Here is an 18166-nt window from a genome sequence, read left to right as displayed (position 1 = left end):
ACAATGCAGGTCGCAACCCCCGGCCCTTCCCTAGCCACAGTCGCATCCGCCAACCGGTTCAGCCGTGTCGCGGAAGGTTTACCAACCAGCTAACGTTTCCCTCAGGGAAACAGAGGTCAGCGGAACAATGAGCGATACGACGTCCGTCTATCAAGCCTACCAAGGCAACACCTATCTCTTCGGCGGCAATGCGCCCTATGTCGAAGAGATGTATGAGAACTATCTTGCCAACCCGGGCAGCGTGCCCGACAGCTGGCGCGATTATTTCGATGCCCTGCAGCACGTACCTGCGGTGGATGGCAGCAATGCCAAAGACATTCCCCATCTTCCTGTCGTCAATGCTTTCGCCGAGCGCGCAAAGCAGGGCGGCACCAAGGTCGTGGTCGCCACTGGGGCCGACTCTGAACTGGGCCGCAAGCGCACCTCCGTACAACAGCTGATCGCGGCCTACCGCAACGTGGGCCAACGCTGGGCCGACCTCGATCCGCTCAAGCGCACTGAGCGCCCTGCGATCCCTGAGCTGGAACCCTCGTTCTACGACTTCACGGACGCCGATCAGGAAACCGTGTTCAACACCAGCAACACGTTTTTCGGCAAGGAATCGATGCCGCTGCGCGAGCTGATGAACGCGCTGCGCGAAACCTACTGCGGCACCATCGGCGCCGAGTACATGTACGCGTCGGACCAGAACCAGAAGCGCTGGTGGCAGGAAAAGCTGGAAACCATCCGCAGCAAGCCCAGCTTCGGCCCCGAGAAGAAAAAGCAGATTCTCGATCGCCTGACGGCCGCAGAAGGCCTGGAGCGGTTCCTTCATACGAAGTACGTCGGCCAGAAGCGCTTCTCGCTCGAAGGCGGCGAAAGCTTCATCGCTGCGATGGACGAGCTGATCCAGCAAGCCGGCGCCAAGGGCGTGCAGGAAATCGTGATCGGCATGGCCCACCGTGGCCGTTTGAACGTGCTGGTGAACACCCTGGGCAAGATGCCCAAGGACCTGTTCGCCGAGTTCGACCACACCGCACCGGAAGACCTGCCATCGGGCGACGTGAAGTACCACCAGGGCTTCAGCTCCGACGTATCCACTCCCGGCGGCCCGGTGCATCTGTCGCTGGCATTCAACCCGTCCCACCTGGAAATCGTGAACCCCGTGGTCGAAGGCTCGGTGCGCGCCCGCATGGACCGCCGCGCTGACCCGCAAGGCAAGCAAGTGCTGCCCGTGCTGGTGCACGGTGACGCGGCCTTCGCCGGCCAGGGCGTGAACCAGGAAACGCTGGCATTGGCCCAGACCCGTGGTTACTCCACGGGCGGCACGGTGCACATCATCATCAACAACCAGATTGGCTTTACCACGTCGGACCCGCGCGACGCACGCTCCACGCTGTATTGCACGGACATCGTGAAGATGGTCGAGTCGCCTGTGCTGCACGTGAACGGCGACGACCCGGAAGCCGTGGCGCTGGCCACTCAGCTCGCTCTCGAATTCCGCATGGAATTCCAGAAGGATGTCGTGGTCGACATCATCTGCTTCCGCAAGCTGGGCCACAACGAGCAGGACACTCCCGCACTCACCCAACCGCTGATGTACAAGACGATCGGCGCCCACCCCGGCACGCGCAAGCTCTACGCCGACAAGCTGGCCGCACAGGGCCTGGGCGAGACGCTGGGTGACGACATGTTCAAGGCCTATCGCGCTGCGATGGAAGCGGGCAAGCACACGGTCGATCCGGTGCTGACCAACTTCAAGAGCAAGTACGCGGTGGACTGGAGCCCGTTCCTTGGCAAGAAGTGGACAGACGCTGGCGACACCGCCATTCCGCTCGCCGAATGGAAGCGCCTGTCGGAAAAGATCACCACCATTCCTGAAGGCGTGACGCCGCACCAGCTGGTCAAGAAGGTGTACGACGACCGCGCAGCCATGGGCCGTGGCGACATTCCGGTGGACTGGGGCATGGGCGAGCACATGGCTTTCGCGTCGCTCGTCGCCAGCGGTTTCCCGGTGCGCTTGTCGGGCGAAGATTGCGGCCGTGGCACGTTCACGCACCGCCACTCCGTCATTCACGACCAGAAGCGCGAAAAGTGGGACATCGGCAGCTACGTGCCTTTGCAGAACGTGAGCGAGAACCAGGCTCCGTTCGTCGTGATCGACTCCATCCTGTCCGAAGAGGCTGTGCTGGGCTTCGAATACGGCTACGCATCGAACGACCCCAACACGCTGGTGATCTGGGAAGCCCAGTTCGGCGACTTCGCCAACGGTGCACAGGTCGTGATCGACCAGTTCATCGCCTCGGGTGAAGTCAAGTGGGGCCGCGTGAACGGCATCACGCTGATGCTGCCGCACGGCTACGAAGGCCAGGGCCCGGAGCACAGCTCGGCACGCCTGGAGCGCTTCATGCAGCTGTCGGCCGACGCCAACATGCAAGTGGTGCAGCCCACCACGGCCAGTCAGATCTTCCACGTGCTGCGTCGCCAGATGGTGCGCAATCTGCGCAAGCCGCTGATCATCATGACGCCGAAGTCGCTGCTGCGTAACAAGGACGCGACCTCGCCGCTGTCCGAGTTCACGAAGGGCGCCTTCCAGACCGTCATTCCTGAGCAGAAGGACGCCATCGACCAGAAGGCCGATAAGGTCAAGCGCATCATTGCCTGCTCCGGCAAGGTGTACTACGACCTGGTCAAGAAGCGCGAAGAGAAGGAAATCGACGACGTGGCCATCATCCGCGTCGAGCAGCTCTATCCCTTCCCGCACAAGGCCTTCGCCGCCGAGCTGAAGAAGTACCCCAACGCCACCGATATCGTGTGGTGCCAGGACGAGCCGCAAAACCAGGGCGCGTGGTTCTTCGTGCAGCACTACATTCACGAGAACATGCTCGACGGCCAGAAGCTGGGTTATTCCGGCCGCGCTGCTTCGGCATCGCCTGCTGTGGGTTACTCGCATCTGCACCAGGAGCAGCAAAAGGCTCTGGTAGAAGGCGCGTTTGCCAAGCTCAAGGGGTTTGTCCTGTCCAAGTAAGGCCGGCTACCCGCACTCCAATACCAACAGACACACCCCGAAAGAATTGATATGGCTATCGTAGAAGTCAAAGTTCCCCAACTCTCCGAATCCGTGGCCGAAGCCACGATGGTCACCTGGAAGAAGAAGGCCGGCGAAGCCGTGGCCGTCGATGAAATCCTGATCGAAATCGAGACCGACAAGGTCGTGCTGGAGGTGCCAGCGCCTTCCGCCGGCGTGCTGGCTGAAATCGTTGTGGGCGATGGCGGCACGGTGGTGTCCGATCAGGTGATCGCCAAGATCGACTCTGAAGGCAAGGCCGGTGCGACTGCGCCGGCTGCGGCTCCTGCTGCTGCCCCCGCTGCAGCAGCGCCCGTTGCAGCACCTGCGGCTGCGGCCACGGGCGGCTCCAAGAGCGACGTGGCCATGCCTGCCGCCGCCAAGCTGCTGGCCGACAACAACCTGGCAGTGTCGTCCGTTGCCGGCTCCGGTAAGGATGGCCGCGTGACCAAGGGCGACGTGCTGTCGGCCGTGGCAGGCGGTGCCAAGCCATCGGCTGCACCTAGCGTCATTCCTACCGGCGCGCCCACCAAGTCGCTGCCGCAAGTGTCGGCACCCGGCCGCAAGGAAGAGCTGGGCGACCGTCCGGAGCAACGGGTGGCCATGAGCCGCCTGCGCGCTCGTGTGGCCGAGCGCCTGCTGCAGTCGCAATCCACCAACGCCATCCTGACCACCTTCAACGAGGTGAACATGGCTCCGGTGATGGATCTGCGCAAGAAGTTCCAGGACGCGTTCACCAAGGAACACGGCACGAAGCTGGGCTTCATGTCGTTCTTCGTGAAGGCGGCCGTGCATGCGCTGAAGAAGTACCCCGTGCTGAATGCCTCGGTGGACGGCAACGACATCGTCTACCACGGCTACTTCGACATCGGTATCGCCGTGGGCTCGCCCCGCGGCCTGGTGGTGCCCATCCTGCGCAACGCAGACCAGATGAGCTTTGCCGACATCGAAAAGAAGATCGCCGAATTCGGCAAGAAGGCCTCCGAAGGCAAGCTGGGTATCGAAGAGATGACCGGCGGCACTTTCTCCATCTCCAATGGCGGCACTTTCGGCTCGATGATGTCCACCCCCATCATCAACCCACCACAGTCGGCCATCCTGGGCGTGCACGCCACCAAGGATCGCGCAGTGGTCGAAAACGGCCAGGTCGTTGTGCGCCCGATGAACTATCTGGCCATGTCGTACGACCACCGCATCATCGACGGCCGCGAAGCTGTGTTGGGCTTGGTCGCCATGAAGGATGCGCTGGAAGACCCATCGCGCCTGCTGTTCGACATCTAAGCTGATACATATCGACCCACCCGCGTGGCTGGCCCCTGGCCGCGCCCGCCGGTGGGTCTTTTTTCAACGGAACGAGTGAGATAGACATGAGCAAACAATTCGACGTGATCGTGATCGGTGGCGGCCCTGGTGGTTACATCGCCGCCATTCGTGCAGCCCAGCTGGGCTTCAACGTGGCCTGTATCGACGAGTGGAAAAACGAAAAGGGCGGCCCGGCTCTAGGCGGCACCTGCACCAACGTGGGCTGCATTCCCTCAAAGGCGCTGCTGCAGTCGTCCGAGCATTTCGACCAGGCCAACCACCACTTTGCCGACCATGGCATCGCGGTGAAGGGCCTGTCGATGGACGTGGCAAAAATGGTGGCCCGCAAGGACACCGTCGTGAAGCAGAACAATGATGGCGTGCAGTACCTGTTCAAAAAGAACAAGGTCACGTTCTTCCATGGCCGTGGTTCGTTCGCCAAGGCGGTCGAGGGCGGCTACGAGATCAAGGTGGCAGGCAAGGAAGAAGAGTCCATTACGGGCAAGCAGATCATCATCGCCACCGGCTCCAACGCCCGTGCGCTGCCTGGCACGCCGTTCGATGAAGAGAACGTGCTGTCCAACGACGGCGCGCTGCGCATCACCTCGGTACCCAAGAAGTTGGCGCTGATCGGCTCCGGTGTCATCGGCCTGGAGATGGGCTCCGTATGGCGCCGTCTGGGCTCGGACGTGACCGTGCTGGAAGGCCTGCCCACGTTCCTGGGTGCGGTGGACGAACAGATCGCCAAAGAGGCAAAGAAGGCTTTCGACAAGCAAGGCCTGAAGATCGAGCTCGGCGTGAAGGTGGGTGACATCAAGGCCGGCAAGAAGGGCGTCAACGTGGCCTACACCAACGCCAAGGGCGAGGCCGTGTCGCTGGACGTGGACAAGCTCATCGTCTCCATCGGTCGCGTGCCCAACACCATCGGCCTGAACCCTGAAGCCGTGGGCCTGCAACTGGACGAGCGCGGTGCCATTGCCGTGGACGGCGATTGCAAGACCAACCTGCCCGGCGTGTGGGCGATCGGCGACGTGGTTCGCGGCCCGATGTTGGCGCATAAGGCGGAAGAAGAGGGTGTTGCCGTGGCTGAACGCATCGCGGGCCAGCATGGCCACGTGAACTTCAACACCATCCCCTGGGTCATCTACACCAACCCCGAGATCGCATGGGTGGGCCGCACGGAGCAGCAACTCAAGGCCGATGGCGTGAAGTACAAAGCCGGCACGTTCCCGTTCCTGGCCAATGGCCGCGCCCGCGCGCTGGGTGACACGACCGGCATGGTCAAGATGCTGGCCGATGCCGACACGGACGAGATCCTTGGCGTGCATATCGTCGGCCCGATGGCGAGCGAGTTGATCGCTGAATGCGTGGTGGCCATGGAGTTCAAGGCCAGCGCCGAAGACATCGCACGCATCTGCCACGCCCACCCCAGCTTGAGCGAAGCCACGAAGGAAGCCGCCCTGGCGGTGGACAAGCGCACGCTCAACTTCTGATCTTTGCCCCACCGTGCCGCCGCTGCGGCAGTTGGCGCGAGGCCAGGTTTGGAGTCAAATTGGCTGCTAGCGCTTATTACGTAAGCGCTAGCAGCTATTAGTTTTATAGCATTGGGGTGCGGGCGTGAAAGTAAGGCAGGCATACGAGGCTGAACTGGCCGCGAAGGGGTTCCAAAGCGATCCGGCGCAACTGCGCGCAGTGGACGCCCTGCAGCGCTGCGCCGACGAGTGGGCTGTCTACAAAGAGCGCCGATCCAATGCGCTGAAGAAGCTCATCAATCGCCCGGGCGTGCCGCGTGGCGTCTACATGTACGGGGGCGTGGGTCGCGGCAAAAGCTTTCTGATGGAATGCTTTTTCAACGCCGTGCCCTTGAAACGCAAGGTGCGCCTGCATTTTCACGAATTCATGCGTGAGGTGCACCGCGAGCTGGCCGGGCTTCAAGGCACAGTGAACCCGCTCGACGTGCTGGGCGAGCGCATCTCCAAGCGCTACAAGCTGATCTGCTTCGATGAGTTCCACGTCGCGGACATCACCGACGCGATGATCCTGCATCGCTTGCTGCAGTCGCTGTTCGACAACGGCGTGGGCTTCGTCACCACTTCCAACTTCGAGCCTGACGGCCTGTACCCCGGCGGCCTGCACCGTGACCGCATCTTGCCGGCCATCGCGCTGCTCAACGAGCGCATGGAAGTCGTCAATGTCGATAACGGCACCGACTACCGGCGCCGCACGCTCGAGCTGGTGCAGCTGTATCACACGCCGTTGGGGCCGCAGGCCGATACGGCCATGACCGAAGCCTTTGACCGCTTGGCCGAGGTGCGCGACGAAGACCCGGTGCTGCACATTGAAGCGCGAGAAATTCGGTCGCGCCGCAAGGCCGGTGGCGTGGTGTGGTTCGACTTCCGAGAACTGTGCGGAGGGCCCAGGTCGCAGAACGACTACCTGGAAATCGCGACGCAGTTCCATACGGTGCTGCTGTCCGACGTGCCCTATATGCCGGTGGCCATGGCATCGCCGGCCCGCCGGTTTACGTGGTTGATCGACGTGCTCTACGATAGGCGCGTGAAACTGATCCTCTCTGCTGCGGTGCCGCCCGAGCAGCTGTACACCGAAGGGCCGTTGGCGCACGAGTTTCCGCGCACGGTGTCGCGGCTCAACGAAATGCAGTCGAAGGAATTTCTGGCGCTGGAGCGGCGTGTAGTCGATACGGGGCTGACTTGATGACAAAAAAAGTATTCTGTGGATTGGGCTGGCTGGCTGCGATGGCGCTGGTAGGTACCTCCGGTTTGTCGTTGGCGCAGGCGCCGGTACCACCGGCGGCTGATTCAGTCCTGAGCGCGCAGGCCGAGCGAGACACCGAGCGCGCGCAATTGCAGCAGACCCGCAATGCACTGCAAGCGCAGCGTGCTTCGGATGAAGCCCAGTGCTATCAGCGATTTGCTGTGGAAAGCTGCCTGCAGAAAGTGCGTGCAGACACGCGGTCTGCCGAGGCCTTACTTCGTGAGCGCGAAGTGACGCTGAATGACGCAGAGCGCCGTGAAAAGGCGGCAAACCGGCGCCGTTCCGTCGAAGAAAACCTGCAGCAGCAACAAGCGCGAGAGGCCGCTGCTGCGGCGCAGCCCAAGACACCGGCGGCGTCTGCGGCGGCCCGGCAGGCCAGCAGCGATGACAAGGCCCAGCAGGCACGCCAGCGGGCAGATCAGCAGCGCGCACGCCAGAGCGGACATGCGGCCGACCAGGAGCGCCGCGAGACTGCAGAGCCCAACCGCATTGCGGAATCGCGCGCCCGCTACGAAGCCAAGCAGCAGGCCGCCCAGGAACGTCGCGCCAAACACGACAAGGCCCGTGCAGAAGCCGAGACCTCTGGCCGCAAGCAGCCGGCGGCCTTGCCACCACCGCAATGGCCGGACTCTGCGGCCCCGTGACGGTGGGCATGGCGCACGTCAGCCACTATGCCAACGGCTCGATCTTCACGACGATCAGCGACAGGTTGTCGCCACCGCCGCGAGCGCGCGAGCGCGCCTTGTCGATGAGAAATTCCGACGCTTCCCGCGGACTCAGTGAATCGACCACCGACGCGAGTTCGGCGGGTGAAAAGTAGTGCCACACGCCATCGCTGCAGGCCAGCAGTACGTCGCCCGGCTGCAGCTGGTTGATGTGATGGGTGGCCACCGGCGGGTCACTCTCCGCACCCAGGCAGCCCACCAGGATGTTGGAGCGCGGGTGCGTATTGGCTTCGGCCTCGGTGATTTCCCCCCGGTCCACCAGGGCCTGCACGTACGAATGGTCGCTGGTGCGAAACACCATGCGCGATCGATTGAAGTGGTAGATCCGCGAGTCGCCGGCATGCGCCCAGTAGCAGTCGCCGCGCGGGTTGATGATGAAAGCGGCCACCGTGCTGTGCGGTTCCTGCTCGGCGGAGATGGCGGTCAGCCGGATCACGATGTGCGCCTCTTGCACCAGATGCTTGAGCAGGCTGGCAGCGTCATCGGCGTCAGGCGAATAGCGTTCGAACAGCTGGCGGGCCGTCAGCATGACCTGGTCCGAGGCCTTGCGTCCACCGCTGCGGCCCCCCATGCCATCGGCAACGACGCCCAGAACGCACCCATGAAAGCGCGGGTGCGAAAGCAGGGCGACCTGGTCCTGTTGGTACTCCCGGTCTCCCCGGTGAATACCTGTGGAAGCTGTGAGGCGGAACGCTTTGGTCATGGGATGGGTAGGCGCAGCGCAATCTTGGCGAAGGCGGCATTATCAGCTGTGGGTGTGCTCATACACGTCCCTATCGGCAGGCGGCGTGCAGAAAGGCGCTCATGTCACTGTTGACAGCGCTGGTGGACGCAGCCTTTGCGCCTGAAGGGACCCTGGCTCGGGCTCTGCCCCATTTCCATTCTCGGGCGGGCCAGTCGGACATGGCGCAGGCGGTGGCCGAGACCATCGATGCGGGCGGTGCGCTTGTGGTCGAAGCTGGCACCGGTGTGGGCAAGACCTTTGCCTATCTGGTGCCGGCGCTTCTGAGTGGCGAGCGCGTGCTGGTGTCGACGGCGACCAAATCGTTGCAGGACCAGTTGTTCGCGCGCGACCTTCCGCGGCTGCTGGAGGTGCTGGCCTTGCCGCTGCGCGCGGCGCTGCTGAAGGGACGATCCAGTTACCTCTGCCTGCACCGACTGGAGCAGGCGCGCCAGGACGGGCTGGCGGGTGAACGCTCGTTGCAGCACGTGCTGGCACGCGTGGAGACCTGGGCACAGGCAACACGCACGGGTGATCTGGCCGAATTGCCAGGGCTGGACGAGAAATCTCCAGCGATTCCACTCGTCACGTCTACCCGCGAGAACTGCCTGGGCTCCGCCTGTCCGCGCTTTCGGGCGTGTTTTGTGAACGTGGCACGGCGAGAGGCTTTGGCTGCCGACATCGTGGTCATCAACCACCATCTGTTCTTTGCCGACCTGGGCGTGCGTGAGTCAGGCATGGCGGAGCTGTTGCCTTCAGTGCGCGTGGTGGTGTTCGATGAGGCACACCAACTCAACGCAACGGGAGTGCAGTTTTTCGGCATGCAGTTCAGCACGGGGCAGATGCACGATCTGGCCCGCGACCTGTTGCAGGTCGGTTTGCAGCATGCGCGCGGGCTGGTGGACTGGGCCGCGCCAGCGCAGGCGATGCGCCTTGCTGCAGACGGCTTGCGCGCTGCGGCGGCAGGCGGGGACGCGGGAGCACCGGCGGGAGCACGGCTGCGATGGACGGGTGAAGCGCCGGAAGGAATCAATACGCGCAGCTGGAGCGCTGCCTTGCAGTCGCTGGAATGGGCATTGCGCGGTGCGCTGGAATGCATCGACACGGTGGTCGAGCGGGCGCCTGATTTCGCGCGGCTGCACGAACGTGCCGTGAGTGCCATGGAACGGCTGGTGCGCCTGTCGCAGCCGTGCCCGCCCGATGCGACGCGCTGGGCCGATGTGGCTTTGCACCTGCGGCTGGTGGAGTCTCCACTTGATATTGCACCGAGCCTGCAATCTCTTTGGATGGGTCCCGCGCAGGAACCCGGCGCTTGGGATGATGAAGATGAGGCGCCAGCGGCGCAGGTGCTAAGTGCGAAGGAGCGCGGTCGGGCATGGATATTCACCTCCGCCACGCTGGGCACGGACGATGCGCTGAGCTGGTTCACCGAACCTTGCGGGCTGCAGGCTGCGCGCATTGTTCGCATGGGCAGCCCTTTCGACTATGCCCGGCAGGCCGCTTTGTACATTCCTGCGCAGCTGCCAGCACCCGCCGATCCACGCCACACTGACAAGCTGGCCGACTGGGTCGGTGATGCTGTCGAGCGCCTGGGAGGGCGCACGCTGGTGCTGACGACCACACTACGGGCGCTGCGCAGCATCGGTGTCCAGTTGCAGCAGCGATTGGGTGCGGCGGGCAAGGTGGAGGTACTTGTTCAGGGGCAGGGCACCAAGCGCGAATTGATGGAGCGCTTTCGCAACGAGACGCGCGATCAGAGTGCCTGGGAGGAAGACGAAGCGCCACCAGGGTACGGACGCGTGCTGGTCGCATCCGCATCGTTTTGGGAGGGCTTCGACGTGCCGGGCAACGCCCTGCAGCTGGTAGTGATCGACAAGCTGCCGTTCCCGCCGCCGGGCGACCCGCTGGTGGAGGCGCGTGGTCAGCAGCTCGACCGCGCAGGTCGCAGCGCCTTTCGTGACTTTGCCCTGCCCGAGGCTGCCATGGCGCTCAAGCAAGGGGCGGGGCGATTGATTCGCAGTGAGACGGACACGGGCGTGCTGGTGGTGGCTGACACACGCCTGCTCACCATGGGCTACGGCAAGCGCCTGTTACGTGTGCTGCCACCGATGCGGCGCCTGGAAACGCAGGAGGCGTTCGATCAGGCGCTGGACGATCTCACCAGACCTTCCACCACGGGCCAGCCTTGGCCTTGACGCCGTTCTGGGTCAGCAACTGGCTCTGAGGATAGGACGCCTGCATCACACGCTGGGCGTCATCACGTAACTGCGTCATGCCCAAGGCGTCGTAGGACTTGATCAGGATGTACAGCGCTTCTTCTAGCGCAGGGACGTCCTTGTAATCGGCCAGGGCGATCTGCGCGCGGCTGATCGCAGCCACATAAGCGCCCCGTTCGAAGTAGTAGCGGGCCACGTGAACTTCGTATTGCGCCAGCGAATTCACGATGTAGGTCATGCGCTGGCGCGCGTCCTGCGCGTAACGCGAATCGGGAAAACGTGTGGCCAGATCGCGGAACGATTCGAAGGAGTCTTTTGCGGCTTTCTGGTCACGCTCCGATAGATCCTGGCGCGACAGCCAAGCGAACAGGCCCAGGTTGTCGTTGAAATTGACCAGACCTTTCAGGTACAGGGCGTAGTCGTAGGCCGGGCTGGCTGGATGCAGCTTCATGAAGCGATCCAGCGTGGCGATGGCCTGGGCTTTTTCACCCGCCTTGTAATGGGCAAAGGCCTTGTCGAGCTGCGCCTGTTGCGCCAAAGGCGTGCCGGCAGCGCGTCCTTCCAGCTTTTCCAGCAGTGGAACGGCCTTGTCGTATGCGCCGCTGTTGAGCTCGTCTCGCGCTTCCGAATAGATCTTGTCTGTACTCCACCCAGCGGTTTTGTCCTCTGGCGTGCTGGAGCAGCCCGCCAGCAGGCCTGAAGCCAGCAATACGGACAGAAGGGGGGCGGAAATACGCGACATGGGTGCGGCTTTCTGGCAGAGAGGACTCGTCGTCATGGACTCGGGCGTTGTGCGGGCGGGGCCGTGGGCCGGCGACAGGAACACCTGCCGTGCGCCACCCGAGCGCTAAAACGGGCATTGTAGCGAGCCAGGCAGGTGGGGCACGTCCGGCCAGCATCCATGCCGCGCGATCTGATTCGCCAGCTTTCTACAATGCCGGCATGTTTGTTCACTTGCGCCTGCACACCGAATTTTCCGTCGTCGACGGCACCAACCGTATTGACGAGGTGGCGAAGGCCGCCGCCAAAGACGGCCAGCCTGCGCTGGCCATTACCGACCTGAACAATCTGTTCGGTGCCATCAAGTTCTACAAGGAAACCCGTGGCAAGGGCGTGAAGCCTTTGCTGGGCGCTGAGATCTACGTTCCCTCGTCGACCGCGGCACCCTGCCGGTTGGTGGTGCTGGTGCAGAACATGCAGGGCTACCTCAATCTGTCGGAGTTGCTGGCCCGTGCGTGGACGCGCAACGTGGTGAAGCACTTGCCTGTGTGCACCTGGGAATGGCTGCGCGAGCTGAATGCCGGCCTGATCGTGCTGGCAGGTGCGCAGGCCGGGCCCGTTGGCCAGGCGCTGATGCGAGGCGACGATGCAGGCGCGGCCGATATGGCGCTGGAATTGGCGGGCACGTTTCCGCATCGGTTCTACATGGAAATCCAACGCGCCGGCCGGGTTGACGACGAGGCGCATGTGATTGCAGCTGTCCAACTGGCCGCGCGGCTGAACCTGCCTGTGGTGGCCACGCACCCGGTGCAATTTGCCGTGGCCGAGGATTACGAGGCGCATGAAGCGCGCATCTGCATTGCCGAAGGCGAAATTCTGGCCAATCAGCGCCGGGTACGCAAATTCACGCGTGAGCAGTATTTCAAGTCGAGCGCCGAGATGCAGGCACTCTTCGCCGACGTGCCATCGGCCATCGCCAACACACTGGAGATTGCAAAGCGCTGCAATCTGACACTGGTGCTGGGCAAGCCTCGGCTGCCTGACTTTCCCACGCCCAACGGCATGCCGATCGACGAGTATTTCCGCTACGCGTCATTTCAGGGGCTGGAAGAGCGGCTGGTTCAGCTTTTCACCAAAGAAACGGAACGCGACGCGCAACGCCCCCGGTACGTGGAACGCCTGGAGTTCGAACTGGGCACCATTCTCAAGATGGGCTTCCCTGGATATTTCCTGATCGTGGGTGACTTCATTCAGTGGGCGAAAAGCAATGGTTGTCCGGTGGGACCTGGGCGGGGGTCGGGCGCTGGTTCACTGGTGGCCTATGCGCTCAAGATTACTGATCTGGATCCGCTGCAATACAACCTGCTGTTCGAGCGGTTCCTGAACCCGGAGCGGGTGTCCATGCCCGACTTCGACATCGATTTCTGCCAGTCCAATCGGGATCGTGTGATCGATTACGTGAAGGACAAGTACGGGAAGAACGCCGTGAGCCAGATTGCCACCTTCGGAACGCTCGCCGCCAAGGCCGCCATTCGCGACGTGGGCCGGGTGATGGACATGAGCTACACCTTCTGCGATGGCATTTCCAAGCTGGTGCCGGGCAAACCAGGCATGTCGTACACCCTGGCCTATCCGCCCGAGGTGAAGAAGGAGGGCGATAAAAACAACTACGCGTTGGAGCTCGAGCCCATGCTGTACGAACGCGTGCGCAAGGAGGAAGACGTTCGCACGATCATCGAGATGGCGCAAAAGCTCGAGGGCATGACCCGAAACATCGGCATGCACGCGGGCGGCGTGTTGATCGCACCTGGCAAGCTCACGGACTTCTGCCCGCTGTACCAACAGCCTGGTAGCGAGTCGGCGGTGAGCCAGTACGACAAGGATGATGTCGAGGCCATCGGCCTGGTGAAGTTTGACTTCTTGGGCTTGGCCACCCTCACCATCCTTGAAATTGCGCGCGAATTCATCGTTCAGCGGCACAAGGGGCGGGAAAACTTCACCTATGAAACCATCCCGCTCGACGATGCACCCACATATCGCCTGTTTTCCGAGGGTAAGACCGAGGCCGTGTTCCAGTTTGAATCCCGCGGCATGCAGGGCATGCTGCGCGAGGCCAAGCCCAGCCGGCTGGAAGACCTGATCGCGCTGAACGCTCTCTATCGGCCGGGCCCGATGGACCTGATTCCGACCTTCGTGAACCGCAAGCACGGCAAGGAGCCGGTGGAGTACCCCCACCCCTTGGTCGAGCCTGTGTTGTCCGAAACCTACGGAATCATGGTCTACCAGGAACAGGTGATGCAGACCGCACAGGTGCTGGGTGGCTACAGCCTGGGTGGAGCCGACATGCTGCGCCGCGCCATGGGCAAGAAGAAGGCCGAGGAGATGGCCGAGCACCGCGAGATCTTCCGCAAGGGCGCGGCAGAAAAGGGCATCGGTCAGGACAAAGCCGACGAGGTGTTCGACCTGATGGAGAAGTTCGCGGGCTACGGCTTCAACAAGTCGCACGCCGCCGCCTACTCGTTGCTGGCGTATCACACGGGCTGGCTGAAGGTGCATTTCACGGCGGAATTTTTCTGCGCCAACATGACCGTGGAAATGGACGATACCGACAAGCTGAAGGTCTTGTACGAAGACGCCCTGAAGATGGGCCTGTCGTTCGAGCCACCTGACGTGAACAGAGGCAGGTACCGGTTCGAGCCGGTCACCGATAAGGTCATTCGCTACGGGTTGGGCGCCATCAAGGGCACGGGCCAGCAGGCCATCGAAGCCATCATCGCGGCCCGAGAAGGCCGTGGCGAAGGCGCGCATGGCGGCACCGTGGGCCCGTTCACGAGCCTGTTCGACTTCTGCGTTCGTGTCGACCGGGCGCGCATTAACAAGCGCACGGTGGATGCGTTGATCAAGGCGGGGGCGTTCGATGCGCTGCAGATGAACCGCGCCGCCTTGTCGGCGTCGCTCGATCGCGCATTCGATTTTTCCGCCGCCACGCATGCCAACGTGAACCAGGGCGGGTTGTTCGACATGATGGGAGACGACGCCCATGGCTCCAGCACGCAGGAGCCCGACTTGGTCGATGTGACTCCCTGGGGCATCAAGGAGCGGTTGACCCAGGAAAAAACCGCCATCGGCTACTACCTGTCGGGCCACCTGTTTGATGAGGTGGCGCTCGAAGTGCGCCGCTTTGTGCGCACCAAGGTCGAGGAGTTGGGTGACAGCCGTGAGCCGCAGATCCTGGCAGGCATCGTGAGTGACCTGAGGGTCATCAACGGCCAGCGCGGCAAACTGGCGCTGTTCAAACTGGACGACAAATCCGCCACCATCGAAGCCTCCGCCGACGAAGGCGTGCTGAACACGTACCGCGACGTCTTGAAAGACGATGAATTTGTCGTGATCAGCGGCCGAGTGCAGATCGACCACTTCAGCGGCGGATTGCGCGTGAAGGTGCAACAGGCTTGGGATCTGGCCGCTGCCCGGGCGAAGTACGGCCGATACCTTCAGGTGGCGGTGGGCGATTCGGTACCCGATGTGAACCGGCTGGTGCGTGAGTTTCCTGCCAAGCGCGAAGAAACCGAGCATGGCGACGTCTTGGTGCACGGTTTGCGGGTGCGCATGGGCGTGCGGTGCAGGGCAGAGCAGGGCGCGGCGACGGCAGAGCTGCAATTGGGCGAGTCCAGCCGGTTCTTTCCATCCGACGCGGCGTTGGCTGCTTGGAGCGCTCAGGCCGGCAGTGGAACGGTTTTGGTCGTATATGACGCTGGCTGATCGCTTGAAAAAAGCGGGTGTAACACCAGATTGATCAGGCTGTGCCGACCGGCTCGGCTCGCTAGAATGAAATTCATGGCAACCAAACCACCCTTTAAGACACCTGCCCCACCGACCCGAGCACCTGCACGGGACGACGGTGGATCGGTGGTGCTGGAGCGCCGCGCGCAGCGCACGCAGCCTCCCCAGATGTTCCAGGTGGTGATGCTCAACGACGACTACACGCCGATGGAGTTCGTGATCGTTGTTCTGCAGGAATTTTTCAGCAAGGATCGAGAGGCTGCGACCCAGATCATGTTGAAGATCCACCTGGACGGCAAATGCGTATGCGGTGTGTATTCTCGCGACGTTGCTGCTACCAAGGTCGACCAGGTATTCGAAGCCGCACACAAGGCAGGCCACCCACTTCAATGCGTGAGTGAACCTGTTGAATAAATGGCTTTTGATCCCGATCTACAGTAATCCCTTCCAAGCAAGCACAAAGGAGTTCACATGATTGCCCAGGAACTGGAAGTCAGCTTGCACATGGCCTTTGTCGAGGCCCGCCAGCAACGCCACGAATTCATTACCGTGGAACACCTGCTGCTCGCACTTCTCGACAACCCGAGCGCCGCAGAGGTGCTACGCGCTTGTTCGGCCAACATTGACGACCTTCGTGCGTCGTTATCGAATTTCATCAAGGACAACACGCCCCAGGTGGCGGGTGCCGACGAGGTCGACACCCAGCCGACGCTGGGGTTTCAACGCGTGATCCAACGCGCCATCATGCACGTGCAGTCCACAGGCAATGGCAAGAAGGAAGTCACTGGTGCCAACGTACTTGTGGCCATCTTCGGTGAGAAGGATTCCCACGCGGTGTATTACCTGCATCAGCAGGGAGTCACGCGCCTGGACGTCGTGAACTTCATCGCGCACGGCATCAAGAAGGGCGAGCCACCGGAGCCTGCCAAGGCCGACAACCCGTCGGAGGGTGAAGAGGGCGGCAATGCAGGTGAGCGCAACGAGAAAGCCTCGCCGCTGGAGCAGTACACCCAGAATCTGAACCAAGCTGCTAAGGACGGAAAGATCGATCCGTTGATCGGCCGTCATTACGAAGTCGAGCGCACGATTCAGATCCTGTGCCGTCGACGCAAGAACAATCCGCTGCTGGTGGGTGAAGCCGGTGTGGGCAAGACGGCCATCGCTGAAGGCTTGGCATGGCGCATCACGCAGAACGATGTGCCCGAGATTCTGGCCGAAGCGGTCGTCTATTCGCTCGACATGGGGGCGTTGCTGGCGGGCACCAAATACCGCGGTGATTTCGAACAGCGTCTGAAGGGCGTGCTCAAGTCGCTCAAGGACAAGCCGCATGCGGTGTTGTTCATCGACGAGATTCACACCCTGATCGGCGCCGGCGCTGCGTCTGGCGGCACCCTTGACGCTTCCAACTTGCTCAAGCCGGCACTGTCCAGTGGCCAGCTCAAGTGCATCGGCGCCACCACGTTCACCGAATACCGTGGCATCTTTGAAAAGGATGCTGCTCTGTCACGCCGTTTTCAGAAGGTCGACGTGGTCGAGCCGACGGTGCAAGAAACGATCGACATTCTGAAGGGGCTGAAGAGTCGTTTCGAAGAACACCACAGCGTCAAGTACGCTGCGGCTGCCCTGCAGGCCGCAGCGGAGCTGTCGGCCAAGTACATCAACGACCGCCACCTGCCCGACAAGGCCATTGACGTGATCGACGAAGCCGGCGCAGCGCAGCGCATTTTGGTGGCAAGCAAGCGTAAGAAGACCATCGGCAAGGCCGAGATCGAGGAGATCGTGGCCAAGATCGCGCGCATTCCGCCCGCGAACGTGTCCAACGATGACCGCAGCAAGCTGCAGACCATCGAGCGCGACTTGAAGAGCGTGGTGTTCGGGCAGGACAAGGCGCTCGAAGTGCTGGCCTCCGCCGTGAAGATGGCGCGCTCTGGCCTTGGTAAGGGGGACAAGCCCATCGGTTCGTTCCTCTTTAGCGGTCCTACGGGCGTTGGCAAGACCGAAGCAGCGAAGCAGCTGGCCTACATCATGGGCATAGAGCTGATTCGTTTCGACATGTCGGAGTACATGGAGCGTCACGCGGTCAGTCGTCTGATAGGCGCACCTCCCGGCTATGTGGGCTTCGACCAAGGCGGCTTGCTAACCGAGGCGGTCACCAAGAAGCCACACGCCGTGTTGCTGCTCGACGAGATCGAGAAGGCCCATCCGGACATCTTCAACGTGCTGCTGCAGGTGATGGACCATGGCACGCTGACGGACAACAACGGGCGCAAGGCCGACTTCCGCAACGTCATTCTCATCATGACGACCAATGCGGGTGCCGAGACCATGAACAAGGCCACGATCGGCTTTACCAACCCAAGGCAGGCCGGCGACGAGATGGGCGACATCAAGCGCCTCTTCACGCCCGAGTTCCGCAATCGGCTGGATGCAATCGTGAACTTCAAGGCACTCGACGAGCAGGTCATCCTGCGCGTGGTGGACAAGTTCCTGCTGCAACTGGAAACTCAATTGTCGGAAAAGAAGGTGGAAGTGACCTTCACCGACAAGTTGCGCAAGCACCTGGCGAAGAAGGGCTTCGATCCGTTGATGGGTGCCCGCCCCATGCAACGCCTGATTCAGGACATGATTCGCCGTGCATTGGCCGACGAGTTGCTGTTTGGCCGCTTGACCGACGGTGGTCGCCTGACGGTGGATGTGGATCTGACGACCGACGAGAAGGGTGTGGAAACGGCGGAAGTGCAACTCGACATTCAGCCCGTGCCGAAGAGGGATCGCACCGCCAAGTCGGAGCCTACAGAGCCGGAAGAGGCGACCGCTGACTGAACTGGCTTCAGGCCCTAGGCGATTCAACCCAAAACCCGCAGACCTAGCAGTCTGC

General features: G+C 62.2%; 11 protein-coding genes. 9 read left to right on the top strand and 2 right to left on the bottom strand.

Annotated elements, in window-relative coordinates:
* Positions 1-127 precede the first annotated feature (127 nt).
* The 5 genes from RQI28_RS02005 (at position 128) to RQI28_RS01985 (ending at position 7767) form a co-directional block, all read left to right on the top strand.
* The gene (locus RQI28_RS02005; protein WP_311220918.1) at positions 128-3007 is read left to right on the top strand and encodes a 2-oxoglutarate dehydrogenase E1 component; all 2880 of its coding nucleotides are present in this window, start codon (positions 128-130) and stop codon (positions 3005-3007) included.
* A 51-nt stretch (positions 3008-3058) separates the two neighbouring features.
* Complete coding sequence (odhB, locus tag RQI28_RS02000) at positions 3059-4327, top strand: 2-oxoglutarate dehydrogenase complex dihydrolipoyllysine-residue succinyltransferase (protein ID WP_311220917.1); 1269 nt, start codon at positions 3059-3061, stop codon at positions 4325-4327.
* Between the two features lie 86 nt (positions 4328-4413).
* A complete protein-coding gene (lpdA, locus tag RQI28_RS01995) occupies positions 4414-5841 on the top strand; it encodes a dihydrolipoyl dehydrogenase (RefSeq protein ID WP_311220916.1) in 1428 nt (475 codons plus the stop codon).
* A 124-nt stretch (positions 5842-5965) separates the two neighbouring features.
* On the top strand, positions 5966-7063 hold the full coding sequence (gene zapE, locus RQI28_RS01990) for a cell division protein ZapE (protein ID WP_311220915.1): 1098 nt from the start codon (positions 5966-5968) through the stop codon (positions 7061-7063).
* Positions 7063-7767: a hypothetical protein gene (locus RQI28_RS01985; RefSeq protein WP_311220914.1), complete on the top strand. Its 705-nt coding sequence runs from the start codon at positions 7063-7065 to the stop codon at positions 7765-7767. The genes zapE and RQI28_RS01985 overlap by 1 nt, the downstream gene beginning before the upstream one ends.
* A 25-nt stretch (positions 7768-7792) precedes the next feature.
* On the opposite strand, the gene RQI28_RS01980 is transcribed toward RQI28_RS01985, so the two are convergent.
* Complete coding sequence (locus RQI28_RS01980; RefSeq protein ID WP_311220913.1) at positions 7793-8551, bottom strand: protein phosphatase 2C domain-containing protein; 759 nt, start codon at positions 8549-8551, stop codon at positions 7793-7795.
* 101 nt (positions 8552-8652) lie between these two features.
* Here RQI28_RS01980 and RQI28_RS01975 point away from each other — a divergent pair, with 101 nt between their 5' ends.
* Entirely contained in the window at positions 8653-10764 is a 2112-nt protein-coding gene (locus RQI28_RS01975; protein ID WP_311220912.1) for an ATP-dependent DNA helicase, read from the top strand.
* On the opposite strand, the gene RQI28_RS01970 is transcribed toward RQI28_RS01975, so the two are convergent.
* Positions 10727-11527, bottom strand: coding sequence for an outer membrane protein assembly factor BamD (locus tag RQI28_RS01970; protein WP_311220911.1), 801 nt, complete (start codon positions 11525-11527; stop codon positions 10727-10729). The genes RQI28_RS01975 and RQI28_RS01970 overlap by 38 nt on opposite strands.
* Positions 11528-11727: 200 nt before the next feature.
* Here RQI28_RS01970 and dnaE point away from each other — a divergent pair, with 200 nt between their 5' ends.
* From dnaE to clpA, 3 genes are all read left to right on the top strand, one after another.
* Positions 11728-15267, top strand: coding sequence for a DNA polymerase III subunit alpha (dnaE, locus tag RQI28_RS01965; protein ID WP_311220910.1), 3540 nt, complete (start codon positions 11728-11730; stop codon positions 15265-15267).
* Between the two features lie 66 nt (positions 15268-15333).
* Positions 15334-15702: an ATP-dependent Clp protease adapter ClpS gene (clpS, locus tag RQI28_RS01960; protein WP_311220909.1), complete on the top strand. Its 369-nt coding sequence runs from the start codon at positions 15334-15336 to the stop codon at positions 15700-15702.
* A 57-nt stretch (positions 15703-15759) separates the two neighbouring features.
* Positions 15760-18111, top strand: coding sequence for an ATP-dependent Clp protease ATP-binding subunit ClpA (gene clpA, locus RQI28_RS01955; RefSeq protein ID WP_311220908.1), 2352 nt, complete (start codon positions 15760-15762; stop codon positions 18109-18111).
* Positions 18112-18166 lie beyond the last annotated feature (55 nt).

Source organism: Acidovorax sp. WCS2018Noco2-16, assembly GCF_031843945.1.
Lineage (GTDB): Bacteria > Pseudomonadota > Gammaproteobacteria > Burkholderiales > Burkholderiaceae_C > Paracidovorax.
Note: the sequence above shows the minus strand (reverse complement) of the source record. Positions and strands in the feature narration are given on the sequence as shown.

Excerpts from the sequence above, each read along its gene's own strand:
- odhB (WP_311220917.1), top strand. The coding sequence starts at position 3,059 with ATGGCTATCGTAGAAGTCAAAGTTCCCCAACTCTCCGAATCCGTGGCC.
- RQI28_RS02005 (WP_311220918.1), top strand. The coding sequence starts at position 128 with ATGAGCGATACGACGTCCGTCTATCAAGCCTACCAAGGCAACACCTAT.
- RQI28_RS01985 (WP_311220914.1), top strand. The coding sequence starts at position 7,063 with ATGACAAAAAAAGTATTCTGTGGATTGGGCTGGCTGGCTGCGATGGCG.
- clpA (WP_311220908.1), top strand. The coding sequence starts at position 15,760 with ATGATTGCCCAGGAACTGGAAGTCAGCTTGCACATGGCCTTTGTCGAG.
- RQI28_RS01975 (WP_311220912.1), top strand. The coding sequence starts at position 8,653 with ATGTCACTGTTGACAGCGCTGGTGGACGCAGCCTTTGCGCCTGAAGGG.
- clpS (WP_311220909.1), top strand. The coding sequence starts at position 15,334 with ATGAAATTCATGGCAACCAAACCACCCTTTAAGACACCTGCCCCACCG.
- RQI28_RS01970 (WP_311220911.1), bottom strand. The coding sequence starts at position 11,527 with ATGTCGCGTATTTCCGCCCCCCTTCTGTCCGTATTGCTGGCTTCAGGC.
- RQI28_RS01980 (WP_311220913.1), bottom strand. The coding sequence starts at position 8,551 with ATGACCAAAGCGTTCCGCCTCACAGCTTCCACAGGTATTCACCGGGGA.
- lpdA (WP_311220916.1), top strand. The coding sequence starts at position 4,414 with ATGAGCAAACAATTCGACGTGATCGTGATCGGTGGCGGCCCTGGTGGT.
- dnaE (WP_311220910.1), top strand. The coding sequence starts at position 11,728 with ATGTTTGTTCACTTGCGCCTGCACACCGAATTTTCCGTCGTCGACGGC.